The following is a 16,115-nucleotide window of genomic DNA, read 5'->3' on the forward strand; positions in this document are numbered from 1 at the left end:
AACTTAAGCCCTATTTTTGTCTATTCTTACTGACGAAAACGTTTTCTTAAAAAAGAACAAAAAAACTGGCGTAGCTCTTTTACAAGCCACACCAGCTTTTGATACGTTGTTTATTTTACATATTCATGAACAAGTTCAACGACTTCTTCCATCGTATCGCATTCTTTCAATGCACGATCAGCAAGTTCAGCCATTTTCGCTGTGTCCAAGCGTTTCATTAAACTACGCGTTTTAAGAATAGATGTCGCACTCATTGAGAACTCATCTAGACCCATACCTACTAGCAATGGAACAGCTGTTTGATCTCCAGCCATTTCTCCACACATACCTGCCCATTTTCCTTCAGCGTGTGCTGCATCAATTACATTTTTGATCAAACGTAAAATTGATGGGTTATATGGTTGGTACAAGTAAGAAACGCGTTCGTTCATACGGTCTGCTGCCATTGTGTATTGAATCAAATCGTTTGTACCTACAGAGAAGAAATCTACTTCTTTTGCAAACTTGTCTGCTAAGACTGCTGCTGCTGGAATCTCGATCATGATGCCGACTTGGATCGTATCAGATACTTCCTTGCCTTCACTGATCAATTTTTGTTTTTCTTCTTCAAAGATCGCTTTTGCTGCGCGGAATTCTTTGAGTGTAGCTACCATAGGGAACATGATACGTAAGTTACCATGAACAGATGCACGAAGCAATGCACGCATTTGTGTACGGAACATTTCATCGCCTTGTTCAGATAAACTGATACGCAATGCACGATATCCTAAGAATGGATTCATTTCATGAGGTAATTGCAGATATGGTAGTTCTTTATCTCCACCGATGTCCATTGTACGAACAACTACAGGTTTTCCTTCCATACCTTCTAATACAGCTTTATAAGCTTCATATTGGTCATCTTCTGTTGGGAAGTCTGGAGAATCCATATACAGGAATTCAGTACGGTACAGACCAACTGCTTCTCCACCATTATTATGGACACCAACTAGATCTTTTGGTGTTCCGATGTTTGCAGCTAATTCAAAATGCTTGCCGTCAGCTGTGACAGTTTCTGCATTTTTTAATTTTTCCCATTCTGCTTTTTGTGCTGCGTAATCTGCACCTGCTTTTTCAAATTCAGCTTTTTGTTCATCTGTAGGATCGATGATTACATCGCCTTCGATCCCGTTGACAGCCAAAATATCGCCTTCTTTGACTTTAGCAGTAATTTCTTTTGTCCCAACGATTGCTGGAATTTCTAAAGAACGTGCCATGATAGCAGAATGTGAAGTACGTCCACCAATGTCTGTTACAAACGCTTTTACAAAATTGCGATCTAATTGTGCTGTATCACTTGGAGTCAAGTCATGTGCAACAACGACCACTTCTTCGTCGATCATTGATGGATTTGGTAAAGTAACGCCTAATAAGTGCGCTAAAATACGTTTAGCAACGTCACGAATGTCTGCAGCACGCTCTTGCATATAAGCATTATCTTCCATTGCTTCGAACATACCGATATACATATCCGTTACTTCTTTTAGCGCTGATTCAGCATTTACGCTGTTGTCTTTAATATTTTGCTTGATTTGACCTACCATTTCTGGATCTGAAAGAACCATCAAATGGGCATCAAATACTTGCGCTTCTGCTTCACCTAAGCTTTGCGCTGCTTTTTCACGAATTTGCTGCAATTCTTCAGTAGATTTAGCTAATGCAGCATCCAAACGAGCTTCTTCAGCCGCAGTATCTTCTACTGTTGCCTTACTGAATGTTAAATCCGGTTGAACTAGCAGGTAAGCTTTTGCAACGGCTACACCGTCACTAGCGGCAATCCCTTTTAGCATTTCAACCATTATTCAGATAAGCCTTCTTTCTTCATTGTTTCAACGATTGCTGCCATTGCATCAGCTTCGTCAGCACCTTCTGCAGTAATAGTAACATCAGAACCTTGACCTACACCTAAAGACATAACGCCCATGATTGATTTCAAGTTTACTGATTTACCTTTATACTCTAAGTTTACATCAGAGTTAAATTTGCTTGCTGTTTGTACTAATAGTGTAGCTGGACGAGCGTGGATCCCAGTTTCTGCTACTACGTGAAATTCTTTCTTTTCCATATTAATCGGTCTCCTTTAAGTGAGTGTTGTTTTTATGTGAGGGTTTTCTTTTTTAGTAATTCAGAGAATCCTAACAAATGCCACCCTTTCATCTGTAAAGATTAACATTTTTTTTCGTTAGATACAACAGTTTTCATTCAATTTCAGATAAAAGTATTCAAATTATTCCGGATTCTTTTTCATCCTTTTCTTCACATTTTATAACAAACATGTTTATTTTCTTTTTCTTGTCGCTTTTTCTTCTCCTGACGTTTATCATTCTTTCCTTTGACCCTCTTTGTTTTCATATGAAACGAATTACTTGCTTCCTTTTTTATTTTTAGTATAATAAGAGTCAAAGGTCAGGAATGGTCAATATAAATTTCACCTTTTCTACCTCATAAATCTCTTAAAAAACTAGGGGTTATTCTTTTACCTCATGAAAAACGAGATGTAAAATATGGATGTACCCATTTTTGTGAAAGGACGTGAATGATTCATGCTTTGTCAAAACTGCGGCAAGAATGAGGCAACGATTCACTTGTATGCCACTGTCAATGGTCAGCGGACACAACTTGATTATTGTCAGAGCTGTTATCAAAAAATCAAAAATCAACAAAATGGAGGTCTGACTAATATGGCCCAAAACGATCCATTTGGATTTGGCAGTTTGGACGATCTTTTCCGTTCCATGTCTCGCCAAATGCAACAGCAAGGAAATTATGAGCAAACACCACCAACACAATTTGGCGGAAACAACAACTTCAATGGTGGTCAGCCACCTCAAGGCAATACAGAAGGTTTATTGGGAGAATATGGAATCAATATCACAGAACAAGCACGACAAGGTGATATCGATCCTGTGATCGGACGCGATGACGAAATCAAACGAGTCATTGAAATTTTAAATCGCCGAACCAAGAACAATCCTGTCTTGATTGGAGAACCAGGTGTTGGTAAAACAGCAGTTGTTGAAGGTTTAGCACAAAAAATCGTAGATGGTGATGTACCGCAAAAATTAATGGACAAAGAAGTCATTCGTTTAGATGTCGTATCTTTAGTCCAAGGTACTGGTATACGAGGACAATTTGAAGAACGTATGCAAAAATTGATTGAAGAGATCCGTCAAGCAGAAAATGTGATCCTATTCATAGATGAAGTTCACGAAATCGTCGGTGCTGGTTCTGCTGGTGATGGAAATATGGATGCTGGTAATATTTTAAAACCAGCTTTAGCTCGAGGAGAATTGCAAATGGTTGGTGCTACTACCTTAAACGAGTACCGCATCATCGAAAAAGACGCTGCTTTAGAACGTCGTATGCAACCTGTACGGGTAGATGAACCAACTGTCGAAGAAACGATTAGTATTTTGAAAGGTTTGCAAAAACGTTATGAAGACTATCATCATGTAAAATATACTGATGAGGCCATCGAAGCAGCCGCAACTTTATCCAATCGTTATGTCCAAGATCGCTTCTTGCCGGATAAAGCCATCGATTTGCTAGATGAAACAGGTTCTAAGAAAAACTTGACGATCCAAATCGTTGATCCTAAAACAATCGAGAAAAAACTGCAAGAAGCAGAAGAACAAAAAGTTTTAGCTTCTCGAGAAGAAGATTTCGAAAAAGCAGCTTATTATCGCGATCAGATCAATAAACTTCAAAAAATGAAAGAACGTCAGCTCACTGAAGAGGAAACACCTGTGATTACCGAAAAAGATATGGAAAAAATCGTTGAACAACGGACAGGTATTCCAGTGGGTGAATTAAAAGAAAAAGAACAGACACAACTGAAAAACTTAGCAGATGACTTGAAAGCTCATGTCATCGGACAAGATAACGCTGTAGATCGAGTAGCGAAAGCGATTCGCCGAAACCGTGTTGGATTAAACAAACAGAATCGTCCAATCGGCTCCTTCTTATTTGTTGGTCCAACTGGTGTAGGTAAAACAGAGCTTGCGAAACAACTTGCCTACGAACTATTCGGTTCACAAGATTCAATGATTCGTTTCGATATGTCTGAATATATGGAAAAACATAGTGTCTCTAAATTGATTGGTTCTCCTCCAGGTTATGTCGGATACGAAGAAGCTGGTCAATTAACAGAAAAAGTACGGAGAAATCCTTACAGTCTTGTCTTGTTAGATGAAGTAGAAAAAGCTCATCCAGATGTTTTGCATATGTTCTTGCAAATCTTAGATGATGGTCGATTGACAGATGCACAAGGAAGAACGGTCAGCTTTAAAGATACGATCATCATTATGACAAGTAATGCCGGAACTGGTAAAGTAGAAGCAAACGTTGGTTTTGGTGCGGCACGCGAAGGTGTTACTCGTTCTGTATTGAACCAATTAAACAACTACTTTACACCAGAATTTCTGAACCGTTTTGACGGGATCATCGAATTCAGTGCATTATCAAAAGAAAACTTGATGACAATCGTCACACTAATGCTAGACGATGTCAACCAAATGCTGGCAGCACAGCAACTTCACATCGAAGTTCCTACGAATGTCAAAGAAAAATTAGTTGACTTAGGCTATGATCCATCTATGGGTGCTCGTCCTCTTCGACGCACGATCCAAGAACAAATCGAAGATGGTATCGCTGAATTTTATCTTGATCACCCTTCTATCCATGAGTTGAAAGCAAAACTGGATAAAGATGGAAAAATCATCGTTACTTCTAAACCAGAACGTTTGGCAAAAGAATCAGCCGAAGAAACGGCTGAATAAATCCAGTTTTATAGCGTGAGACGGTATTTCTTTGAGAAATGCCGTCTCATTCTTTTTTCAGAAAAGTCAAAATACTGTTCATTTTATAAAAAAGAAATTATAATAAGAGAAACAAGCAATTAAAAATACATAAAAGAGGTGAGCGCCATGAAATTGGTAAATGTAACAAACAGCCATTCCCGTCTTGTATTAAACCAGCTTGAAAACACTGATGCCCATCTAGTCAAGGTCTACACAGCCGGAAATACCACTATTGTCTACACTGAAGCCCCTGAACATAATGAAATTCTGCTGATCAATGACAAACGTAAAATCCAGCCGAAAGAAATCGAAGATGCTAAAAATTATTTCTTAGATAAAATCAAAGACGCCGTTTACCACGAGGATGAAATCAAAGTAATCGAATTGGCAGGCCTTGTTGAGATCTCGATTCCAAAACATGAATTAGGCGCTACATTAGCCGTGTAAACAAATTTTGAACATAATAATTAAAGAGCGTGGGACAAAAGTAAAGAACACTTTTGTCTCACGCTCTAAACACGTATAAACGGCGGAAGCAGAAGCAACTCCTTCGGAAATAAGCTGAAATTCACGAAAATTGCTTTTCAAATTTTTGTGAATTTCAGCTTATTTCCGAAGGAGTTAAACGCTTCTGTCCCAGCCTCTTTTTCTTTCTAGCTTTTTGATTTTTCTCTTTTCTTTTGTACTTTTCTCTTTTCATTTTCAGTTCTACGCGTGTCTTTATTTTTAACTTTTTCCTCTTTATGGATGATTGATCGTACTTTTTGTGCAATCTGCTCGTTTTTGTCCCAGTCTTTTACATCTAATAATTGACATAATTGTAACATCTCTTCTTTTTTCTGTTTTTTTCTTTCACGTCTTTGCCATTCTGTTTCCATGTGTCACACTCTCCTTTCTTTAATCATATGTACGCAAAATAATTTTTATATTTTTTTGATTAGACATTTCTATGATTTTAAATAGTAAAAAGAGCCGTCACGGCTCTAAACAAAATATGAGAAGCTGTTTTTGTTTGGCTATTCTTATTACTTGATGCAGGGCAGCTTGTCAAGACTTCTTTACATCAAACTTTTTAATTTTACATTAGGATATTTATCCGCAAACCAGCGTTCTGCAAATTGGTTCTCGAATAAGAACAATGGTTGGTCGAAACGGTCACGAGCCAAGATATTGCGGCTTGAACTCATCTTCTCATCCAAATCTTCTGGATCGATCCAGCGAGCGATTTTGTGTCCCATTGGAGACATGATTACTTCGGCGTTATACTCATTTAACATACGATATTGGAATACTTCGAATTGTAGCTGACCAACAGCTCCAATGATATATTCTTCCGTTAGATATGTTTTATAAAGCTGAATCGCTCCTTCTTGAACTAATTGATAGATTCCTTTGTGGAAGGATTTTTGCTTCATGACATTTTTTGCAGTCACTTTCATAAATAGCTCTGGAGTAAATGAAGGGAGTTCTTCATAAGCAACTTTTAGTTTTCCTTCGAACAATGTATCCCCAATCTGATAATTACCTGTATCATATACACCGATGATATCGCCTGCTACTGCTTTTTCGACGTTTTCTCTCGAATCTGCCATAAATTGTGTGACATTGCTTAATTTCAGTTTTTTATTTGTACGTTCCAAACAGACATCCATTCCTCGTTCGAATGTTCCAGAACAGATTCGGACAAAAGCGATTCGGTCACGATGGGCTGGATTCATATTTGCTTGGATCTTGAATACGAAACCTGAAAATTCTTCCTCATAAGGACTTACCATCTGATCATCTTGTGTTTTGTGTCCATAAGGAGCTGGTGCCAATTCAACGAAAGTCTCTAAAAAAGTCTGTACACCGAAGTTAGTCAATGCAGAACCAAAAAATACTGGTGTCTGATCGCCACGAGCAATTTTTTCTTGATTAAATGCATCTCCAGCCTCTTTGATTAGTTCTACTTCTTCTAAGACTTGTTCATATAAGGAATTTTCAGTTAGAGGATGATTTTCGGGAAGCAGTCCATCTTCATCCAATTCTACTAATCGTTCATCCTGATAATTTTCCGGACGATAAAACTCTACACGATTATGGTAGATATCATAAAGACCTTCTAGCCCTTTACCCATACCGATTGGCCAATTCATCGGATAAGATTCGATATCTAATAGCTCTTCTAATTCTTCTAACAATTCCAATGGTTCACGACCATCACGATCTAGTTTGTTGATAAAAGTAAATATCGGGATGCCACGTTTTTTTACAACTTGGAATAATTTCTTTGTCTGTGCTTCGATCCCTTTTGCACTATCGATTACCATAACCGCACTATCCACGGCCATCAAAGTACGATAAGTATCTTCAGAAAAATCTTCATGTCCTGGTGTATCCAAGATATTTACTCGTTTCCCTTGATAATCAAACTGCATAACAGAACTAGTAACAGAAATCCCACGTTGTTTCTCGATTTCCATCCAGTCTGATTTGGCAAAATTACCTGTTTTTTTGCCTTTTACGGTCCCGGCTTGACGGATAGCCCCACCAAACAATAGTAATTGTTCTGTAATCGTTGTTTTCCCAGCATCCGGATGGGAAATGATCGCAAAAGTTCTGCGATTGTCCACTTGTTGCTTTAATTCTGGATTATTCATAACCTAACTCCATTTCTTCCATTCAATTATTTATATTTTCTCTAGGCACAGATTGTCCGATCTCTTAAAGAAAGACAATTTCATATAGGGCTGTGACAAAAGCCGTGTAGCAGTCTCTTTTTCCGAGTAAACGGCGTTCTAGAGACAGCCTATCAGCAATAAGCCCACCCAAGCCAAAAACACGAGAAGCTGTTTTTGCTTGGCTGCTCTTATTACTTAATGCAGGATAGCTTTTTCACAACCTTTGTCAACTACTACAACTGAATCAGTATAGCATGGATTCAGCGAATGAAAAAGCCACCAAACCATAAGAGTCAAATATTTTTTTGTCAGCTGACTAAAAGAAAAGACGTGTTGCTTGTTTATTCAAGCAACACGTCTTTCATAACCAAGTTTCCAATTATCTTCTTGGCTCGTCATCTTCGAATTCTTTTCTGAAGTATCTTCGTTCTTCTTCAGGTTCCGCTTCTGTTTCTTCCGGATCATGAAAAATGACACGGATTTTAAGGATTCGAGAACCTTCCATTTCTTCAGAAACCAGCGTAATATTATCGACATCAAACGATAACTTTTCGCCTTCATCCGGAATCATGCCTAATGCTGTAATCAAATAACCAGCCATCGTATCTACATCACTCATATGCAGATCGCTGTCAAAAGCTTCATTGAACTCATCAATCAGCATACGTCCTTGGATGATATATTCGTGTTCATCGATTTTTTCATAAAGATTCTCAACTTCATCTGATTCATCATCGATTTCTCCGACGATTTCTTCTAAAAGGTCTTCTAGTGTTGCTAACCCAACGACGCCGCCATATTCATCTAATAAAATAGCCATCTGATTCTGCGTCTTTTTCATTTCATATAACAGATCATCAATAAAGACCGTTTCAGGAACGAATAAAGGCTCCTGCATGATTTTCTTGATATCTAAATTATCAAAGCCGAATTTATGGGCAGCTTTTAGTAAATTCTTTGTATGAAGGATTCCGACTACTTTATCTTTGTCTTCGTTATAAACAGGGATTCTTGAATAGTTTTCGGATAAAACTTTATTCACATTTTCTTCCACAGTGTCGTTGATATCAATCATAAATGCATCCGTTCGTGGGACCATGACTTCTCGGGCAACTTTCGTATCAAGAGAAAAAACCCCTTGGAGCATTTCTAATTCTTCATTATTCAATACGCCTTCGTTTTCAAGCATATAACGCATTTCATCTCTGGTCATTTTTGAATCTTCATCATCAAAAGTCATCGGCGTGATACGCGCCAATAAACTTGTGGAAGCAGAAAGCAGCCAGACGAAGGGCTTAGCTACTACACCAATCAAGCGTATCAGCCCTGAAGTGAACTTTGCGACTTCTTCTGATTTATTTAAAGCAATACGTTTAGGGTACAATTCTCCAAAAACAATCGATACATAGGTCAAAATAGCCAGCACAATGATATTTGCAATATTTTTTGCCGCTGTGCCGCCACCTAATACCGGAGCTAACCGTTCCGATAAAGTATTAGCTAGTGAAGCACCAGACAAAATGTTGACCAAAGTGATTCCTACTTGGATTGTCGATAGGAAATTATTTGGATTCTGCAATATTTTTAAAAGCTTTTGAGATTTCACATCTCCTTCATCAGCTTTTTGCTCGATTCGATTCTTATTGATCGAAACAACAGCAATTTCGGAAGCTGCTAAAAAAGCATTGATCAATGTCAAAACGATCAATAATAAAATCTGCGCTAACAGCGACTGACTCTCAGGGTCAGCATTCATAATCGCATTCTCTCCTTATAAAATTAATTTTTAGTTTACGATAGAAAAAAACGTGGCACTATAGCCACGTTAAAATGGTATCACAAAGCAATTTTCTTTGCAATAAAAACAAGTGTACTAAAACTACCTACGAGGTCGTAGCAATTTTCTTCTTGTTTTCATTTTGCTTGTCTTCTTTGACGATTTTGATTATATAGGAAATGATCGTCTTGCAGATTGCGTAAAAAGGAACACCTAAGAAGATACCAAGCAATCCGGCAATATTTCCAGCTACTAGAAGAACGATAATGATCGTTAATGGATGGATTTTCAGTGATTTCCCAATTACATTAGGATAAATGATATTCCCATCCAACTGTTGGACGATTAGCACAACCACACAACAAAGTAATGCTTTTACCGGATCATTGAAGACTGTTACTAGAAATGCAGGTGCTAGTCCTAGATAAGGTCCTAAATATGGGATTAGGTTTGTCAATCCCGCAATGACCCCAAATAAGAAAGCATAATCCACACCAATTACCATATATCCTAAAAATGTGAAGGTACCAACGAATAAACATTCGATTGCTTGTCCGCTAATGTAATTAGCCAATGTTTTATTCAGTTGCCCCAATAACTCCACAATTTGGTTTCTTCTTTTTTCTGGGAAAAACTGTTGGATGTTTGGCACTAGTTTTTCTCCGTCTTTCAACATATAGAACAAGATGAATGGTGCTGTAATGATTACTACGGTTGCCGAAGCGATCGTTCCAACGATCGAACCTAAACTATTGGATACTCCACTAAGGAATTGCTGAATGATTGTCCCGTAAGAAATGTCTAATTGCTCAAAATATTTATTAATATCTACTTCCTTGAACAAAGGCAATTCGGCTACCTCTTTCAACCAGCTTTCTACCTGTTTGATGAAATCAGGCATATTAGATGCCAATGAGGAAATTTGCTGTACTAGACTTGGGATGACACTAAGTAAAATCCAAATAATTGCTGCAACTAAAAGGAGCAGCACAATTGCGACAGCCCATATTCTTTTGATTTTTGCTTTCATCAACAGCTTGACAATAGGATTCAATAAATAGTAAAGAAAGCCTGCAATCAGTACAGGTGCAAATAACGTGGAAAAAAATGTCCCGATCGGTTCGAAAATAAAGTTTATTTCTGATGAAATCATGATCAATGCAGCTATGATTAATAATTCAAGCGACCAAAACATTAGTTTAGACTGTCTAAGTTTTTCAAACAATAGATTTCCTCCTTTCTTTCTTACTAGTATATATTATATTCGTTAAAAATTCTTTTATTCTTTTTTTATTTTTGAAAACTTGCCATACTTTTTATTTGTTTTATTTTCCAGTATACTATACGAAAGGAAGGTGGCTAGACCATGAAAGTTGTACAAACAAAAGATACAATGAGCAATATTTACTTAGATGCTGTACGGATCAGGCATCAAGTTTTTGTAGTCGAACAGGGTGTGCCTTTGTCTCGAGAAATAGACAAAGATGAAGCCCATTGTATCCACTTCGTCCTGTACTCAGATAAAAAAGAACCGCAAGGAACTGTACGTCTTTTGCCTTTAGAAAACGGAAAAATGAAATTACAGCGGATGGCGATTCTTTCTGAATACAGACACCAAGGGTTAGGAAAAATACTGATTGAAGAAGCAGAAAACTTTGCTAAGAATCAAGGCTATAATACGATTTTATTAGGGGCACAGTCCACAGCTGAAACTTTTTACGAAAAACTAGGATATACAGCTTACGGCGATCCTTTTGAAGATGCTGGCATGCCTCATATTTATATGAAAAAGACTTTATAAAAATTTATTTCGAAAAAAGCAAAAAACAGCAAGCTTTTGAGAAAAATCTCTCACTGGCTTACTGTTCTTTTTTGTGTTTACTTACGCGACAATTGCTTGTAACGGTTATACCAAATATCAATATAGCCTTCCGAGAACGGGCCATCTCCATTATTGATCCAGTCAACCAGAATCTTCACATTTTCTTTTAGGATGAAGTCAATATCGTTAGGATAATTCATCATTTTGCTGTGCATCTCATATTCATCGACATCCAATAGTCGTTTCTCGCCGTCAGGAAATACCTTGATATCCAAGTCATAGTCGATATATTTCAAGGCCTCATCGTCCAGCAAAAAAGGTGAAGCTAGATTACAATAATAGGAAACCCCCTTTTCTCTGATCATTGCTATTACATTGAACCAGTATTTTTTATGAAAATAAACAATCGCTGGTTCGCGCGTTACCCATCGGCGTCCATCAGATTCAGTGACTAATGTGTGATCATTCACGCCGATCATAGAGTGTTCGCTTGTTTTTAATACCATGGTATCTCGCCACGTTCGATGCAATTTGCCGTCGTGCTTGTAACTTTGGATCGTCACAAACTCTCCTTCTTTTGGAACTCCCATAGCAACCCTTCCTTAAGCAGCATTTTGTGCTTTGTGTTTGGGTGTTCATTACACCGACATCATAATTATTATATCAATAAAAATGAGCTTTGCCTAGAAAGGATTCCTTTTGTTTCGATTTTTCTCTAACTGATCTACCAGTTTCATTTGGACCTTAGGAAAAACGACCGAATCAAATGCATCAGGCTTCAACCACTTCGAAGTTTTGTTCTCGGTAAATTCTTGTTCTGCTCCCTCGGTTGCCCGTCCGTAAAAAAGGAGAACATGCCATTTCAGATGACTAAAAATATGAGTAACTTCTCCTAAATGTCGTGTCTGCCAAACAAAGAGTTCCTGCTTTTCAAATGGGAGATTTTGCTCTTCTTCTGCTACTAGGTCATCAAACAGATCGATTTCTGGCTTTGTTTCCCATTCTTTTTTCAATCGCTCATACTCCTCTTGTGTCACTTCCATCATTGGAAATGTCCACATATTCGCCAGCAATTTTTGGCTATCTCTTTCTTCAAAATAATACGCTCCAGAATGATTTTGAAGAGCCGCACTGATATAATAAACGTCTTTTGGCTTTGCTTTTTTTGTTTTTACAGGAAAACTCGTTTGGATTCCTCGTTTGTTAGCTAAACAAAAGGCTTGGATCGGACAAGTCTCACACTTTGGAGAAGTTGGTGTACAGATAGCTGAACCTAGATCCATCATTGCTTGGTTGAATTCGCCTGGATGCTTTTCATCAATGATTTTCCGCATCGCTTCATCAAAGATTTTCCTGCTAGAAGCTTTTGCGATGTCTGCTTCAATGCAAAACAATCTGCTGACTACTCGCATCACGTTGCCGTCAACTGCGGGTTCTGGAAGTCCAAATGCGATACTTGCAATCGCTCCTGTCGTATAGGGGCCTATTCCTTTCAATGAGCTGATTTCTTCAGGCGTTTGCGGCATTTTTCCGTCAAATTCAGACATGATCTGTTTAGCAGCAGCTTGGATGTTTCGGGCTCTTGAGTAATAACCAAGGCCCTCCCATGCTTTTAAAAGCTTTTCTTCTGGAGCATTTGCTAACTCTTCAATTGTAGGAAACCATTCCATGAAACGATAAAAATAATCGATCACTGTGTCTACTCTGGTTTGCTGAAGCATGATCTCAGAGATCCAGATACGATAAGGATCACGATTATAGCGCCAAGGCAGGTTTCTTTTTTCTTGTTCATACCATTGAATGAACTGATCTTGAAATTCTTTTGTTTCTTTATCTGTCCATTTTTCCCATTCTTTATTCACTTTCCTCTTCCTTTTCCGTAATGAATCGCTGGATCATATCCAAATCAAATCCTTTTTGATATAAGCTTTGCTTTACTTTTAGATTTCTTTTTTTAGGTTCAAATCTTAAATTTCTTCGCCATAGTTTATCTCCTTGTTTGACTAAATAATCATATTCTATTTCTTGATCTGCTTCTTGCGGAAGATCAGCCATCGCTTGTTGGATCACTTCTTGAGAAAAGCCTTTCGTCATCAATGTTTGTTGGATTTTTCTCAATAATTCTTTTTGGCTTTTTCCGTGATTTTTTCCAAACGCTTTTTCGGCTGTCTGATGTGCATTTTGAACTTGGTCTTCAAATGTATATTGGCTGAGCGCTTGTTCAATGATTTCAGGTTTCAAACCTTTTTGCTGCATCTGCTGCGCTAATTTCTTTGGTCCTTTGTCACTTAAGCGTATATTCGTGCGCACATAACTTTCCCCATAGACCAAATCATCGACAAGGTCCAATTCTTTTAAGCGGGCTACGATTTTATTTCGATCTTCTTGAAGGATTTCCTTTTCTTTTAAGTATGTTCGGATTTCTTTTTCCGATCGCAACTGATAACTTAAGTAATTCATTGCTAGGTGAAAACCGAAATCAGCTCCGCTACTCTTCTTGATCTCTTGGATAGTTTCTTCGTCTAATTCCCGTCCTTTTAATAATCGATAGCGTACTAATACATCTTCAGATACTTGTAAAGCTTCTCCTTCAGATAAATCTACGCGATAGAAAGGGCCTTTGCCTTTACTGATTCTCGTAACGGTTAACATAAACATCCTCCTCGAACATATATTCTCTATCATACCACAGAAAATCCCCGTAATCAGGTATTATATGTTAGAATAAACCACAGAAAAAAGAAAAAAGGGAGATACTTATGGCAGAAACAATTGTCAAAACTGGACAAACGGTTCCTTTGAAAATCAAGCGTTTAGGCATAAATGGTGAAGGAATCGGTTATTTCAAACGGTTGATCATATTTGTTCCATATGCACTACCAAAAGAAGAAGTACTAGTGAAAATCACGAAAGCAACCCCTCGCTATGCAGAAGGAGAATTAATAAAAGTCAAAAAAACAAGCAAAGATCGCGTAGTGGCACCATGTCCTGTTTACTATGAATGCGGTGGCTGTCAATTACAACACTTAGCTTATCAAGCCCAATTGGATTTTAAAAAGGATCTGCTTTTGCAAGCATTGGAAAAATTCAAACCAGCAGGCTTTCGATCTTATCAACTTTTGCCGACGATCGGGATGGATGAGCCTTGGCATTATAGAAACAAAGCACAATTTCAGTTACGAAAAAATAAGCAGACTCAAAAAATTGAAGCTGGTTTATACGAAGCAAACTCTCATCAGTTAGTCCCTATAACAGACTGCTTGGTTCAAGAACCTCGAACACAAAAAGTAATGAATACTGTTGTTCAACTATTGAATAAATTTGATGCACCCATCTATGATGAACGGACAAACAGTGGAATCTTCCGCACAATCATGGTTAGAATCGGTGTCAAAACTGGGGAGTTACAAGTTGTTTTTATTACTCGCAGTAAAAAATTCCCGCAAAAAAACGCAATGATCCGTGAGATCAATGAACGACTGCCCGCAGTTGTTTCAATCATGCAAAATGTCCAGGCACAAAAAACGTCTCTCGTGATGGGGGATGAAACGATCCACTTATGGGGAAAAGAAGCCATTGAAGAACAAATCAATGAAGTGACTTTCGATCTTTCTCCTCGTGCCTTCTTTCAACTCAATCCTCAGCAGACCGAATTGCTTTATGGCGAAGGAATTAAAGCATTAGATGTCCAGCCTAATGAAACGATCGTGGATGCTTATTGCGGAGTTGGGACGATCGGCTTAAGTGTAGCAAAACAAGCCAAAGAAGTACGGGGAATGGATACCGTTCCTCAAGCAATCGCTGATGCAAAAAAAAATGCGGAAAGATTAGGATATCACAACACTCGATATGAAGTCGGGACAGCAGAGCAAGTTCTGCCTAAATGGTTGAATGAAGGTTTTCAGCCTGATGGTATCATCGTAGATCCACCACGTACGGGTTTGGATAACGCATTGATCCAATCATTATTGAAATACCCTCCAAAAAAACTTGTTTATATTTCCTGTAATGTTTCTACACTTGCCAGAGATCTGGTTGATTTAAGTAAAAAGTTCAAGATTGAATATTTACAGTCTGTCGACATGTTTCCTCAGACTGCACGTTGTGAAGTTGTCGTGAAGATGACGAGACTCGCTGACTAAATGAAAGAGGTTGTGAAAAAGTCTGCCCTGTATCAAGTAATAAGAACAGCCAAACAAAAATAGCTCTTCATGTTTTATGAATACTGTACTTGTGACCGAAGAGTTAACAGGAGGACACTATTTATTTAAAAAAAGGGTTGTGACATAGTTTTTGTCACAGCCCTTTTTGATTATTATTGGATATTCACGTCTATCACTTGATAAAATGCATTTGTCGTATCGCTGATATTCCATACTGCTAAAATCACATTATATCCTTTTCGATCCTGCGGAAGTGTGATCGTTTGGTTGACTGTTTTTGGTGGAACAGTTGCTTTGTCGTCTATTTTTGTGATCAATTCAAAATCACTAAATTTCAAAGGTTGATTAGGATTCCAAGTTGGTTTGGTAATGTAGTAATCCCAAGTACTTGTCCGATGTTGTGCTGTTAAATTCCAAGTAATATTTAATGTTCCTGGATTAACCATGTTTTTATGCCATCTGTTAGATGTCTGTTCATCTAAAGGCTCAAAGCCGCTGACTCCTGCACTAGCAATTTTTCCATCAATGAATGTATTTTTGGTAGCTTCGATACTTTGCGGTTCCCATTGTGCTCTTCCGACATTTTGATTTAAGTTTCCTGCTGCTGATGTTCCTAGGTATGCACGGCTTCCTGGAGAAGTAATATAACCATGCGCAAAACCTGGAATGCTAAAACCGAACAACCCTAAACTAACTAACCCAATAAACAATAACGTACTAATCTTTTTCATGTAGAAACCTCCTTCATTTGATAACCACATTGTAAACGCTTTATTGCATTAACACAAACATTATGATTTTATAATTTTATGTTGAAGTAAAAAAGGTGAAAAAAGTAAGATGCAGATTATAACA

Annotated in this window: 14 protein-coding genes; 4 read left to right on the plus strand and 10 right to left on the minus strand. The window is 37.9% G+C overall.

Annotated features, from left to right (window positions below; genetic code table 11):
- Positions 1–110: 110 nt before the first annotated feature.
- Both ptsP and QK255_RS08905 read right to left on the minus strand, forming a co-directional pair.
- Complete coding sequence (ptsP, locus tag QK255_RS08900; RefSeq protein WP_002290826.1) at positions 111–1,838, minus strand: phosphoenolpyruvate--protein phosphotransferase; 1,728 nt, start codon at positions 1,836–1,838, stop codon at positions 111–113.
- On the minus strand, positions 1,838–2,104 hold the full coding sequence (locus QK255_RS08905; RefSeq protein ID WP_002287602.1) for a phosphocarrier protein HPr: 267 nt from the start codon (positions 2,102–2,104) through the stop codon (positions 1,838–1,840). Before QK255_RS08905 ends, ptsP begins: the two co-directional genes overlap by 1 nt.
- Positions 2,105–2,582: 478 nt before the next feature.
- Between QK255_RS08905 and QK255_RS08910 the strand changes: the two genes are divergently transcribed.
- Together QK255_RS08910 and QK255_RS08915 are read left to right on the plus strand one after the other, a co-directional pair.
- A complete protein-coding gene (locus QK255_RS08910) occupies positions 2,583–4,817 on the plus strand; it encodes an ATP-dependent Clp protease ATP-binding subunit (RefSeq protein ID WP_002287598.1) in 2,235 nt (744 codons plus the stop codon).
- Positions 4,818–4,964: 147 nt separating this feature from the next.
- Positions 4,965–5,285: a DUF1827 family protein gene (locus tag QK255_RS08915; RefSeq protein ID WP_002290825.1), complete on the plus strand. Its 321-nt coding sequence runs from the start codon at positions 4,965–4,967 to the stop codon at positions 5,283–5,285.
- 206 nt (positions 5,286–5,491) lie between these two features.
- Here QK255_RS08915 and QK255_RS08920 read toward each other — a convergent pair whose 3' ends face one another.
- The 4 genes from QK255_RS08920 to QK255_RS08935 all read right to left on the minus strand — a co-directional run bounded on the left by QK255_RS08920 (position 5,492) and on the right by QK255_RS08935 (position 10,500).
- A complete protein-coding gene (locus QK255_RS08920; protein ID WP_002290824.1) occupies positions 5,492–5,716 on the minus strand; it encodes a hypothetical protein in 225 nt (74 codons plus the stop codon).
- A gap of 180 nt (positions 5,717–5,896) precedes the next feature.
- Positions 5,897–7,477: a peptide chain release factor 3 gene (locus QK255_RS08925; protein ID WP_002290823.1), complete on the minus strand. Its 1,581-nt coding sequence runs from the start codon at positions 7,475–7,477 to the stop codon at positions 5,897–5,899.
- Positions 7,478–7,877: 400 nt separating this feature from the next.
- Positions 7,878–9,254 carry a hemolysin family protein gene (locus tag QK255_RS08930; RefSeq protein WP_002290822.1) on the minus strand — a complete coding sequence of 459 codons (1,377 nt, stop codon included), beginning with the start codon at positions 9,252–9,254 and terminating at the stop codon, positions 7,878–7,880.
- 127 nt (positions 9,255–9,381) lie between these two features.
- Entirely contained in the window at positions 9,382–10,500 is a 1,119-nt protein-coding gene (locus tag QK255_RS08935; protein ID WP_002290821.1) for an AI-2E family transporter, read from the minus strand.
- A gap of 141 nt (positions 10,501–10,641) precedes the next feature.
- On the opposite strand from QK255_RS08935, the gene QK255_RS08940 reads away from it, so the two are divergent.
- Positions 10,642–11,076, plus strand: a complete 435-nt coding sequence (locus QK255_RS08940; protein WP_002290819.1) for a GNAT family N-acetyltransferase — start codon at positions 10,642–10,644, stop codon at positions 11,074–11,076.
- Between the two features lie 77 nt (positions 11,077–11,153).
- On the opposite strand, the gene ntdP is transcribed toward QK255_RS08940, so the two are convergent.
- The 3 genes from ntdP to recX form a co-directional block, all read right to left on the minus strand.
- Positions 11,154–11,687 (minus strand): nucleoside tri-diphosphate phosphatase, encoded by a 534-nt coding sequence (ntdP, locus tag QK255_RS08945; protein WP_002290817.1) that lies wholly within the window; start codon positions 11,685–11,687, stop codon positions 11,154–11,156.
- 93 nt (positions 11,688–11,780) lie between these two features.
- Entirely contained in the window at positions 11,781–12,959 is a 1,179-nt protein-coding gene (gene mutY / locus QK255_RS08950) for an A/G-specific adenine glycosylase (RefSeq protein WP_002290815.1), read from the minus strand.
- Positions 12,952–13,749 carry a recombination regulator RecX gene (recX, locus tag QK255_RS08955; RefSeq protein ID WP_002318634.1) on the minus strand — a complete coding sequence of 266 codons (798 nt, stop codon included), beginning with the start codon at positions 13,747–13,749 and terminating at the stop codon, positions 12,952–12,954. Before recX ends, mutY begins: the two co-directional genes overlap by 8 nt.
- A 107-nt stretch (positions 13,750–13,856) precedes the next feature.
- Between recX and rlmD the strand changes: the two genes are divergently transcribed.
- The gene (rlmD, locus tag QK255_RS08960; RefSeq protein ID WP_002290813.1) at positions 13,857–15,239 is read left to right on the plus strand and encodes a 23S rRNA (uracil(1939)-C(5))-methyltransferase RlmD; all 1,383 of its coding nucleotides are present in this window, start codon (positions 13,857–13,859) and stop codon (positions 15,237–15,239) included.
- A 173-nt stretch (positions 15,240–15,412) separates the two neighbouring features.
- On the opposite strand, the gene QK255_RS08965 is transcribed toward rlmD, so the two are convergent.
- Positions 15,413–15,991, minus strand: coding sequence for a lytic polysaccharide monooxygenase auxiliary activity family 9 protein (locus tag QK255_RS08965; protein WP_002292856.1), 579 nt, complete (start codon positions 15,989–15,991; stop codon positions 15,413–15,415).
- Positions 15,992–16,115: the final 124 nt, after the last annotated feature.

The sequence above is a fragment of the Enterococcus sp. ZQ21 genome, assembly GCF_030053755.1.
GTDB lineage: Bacteria > Bacillota > Bacilli > Lactobacillales > Enterococcaceae > Enterococcus_B > Enterococcus_B lactis.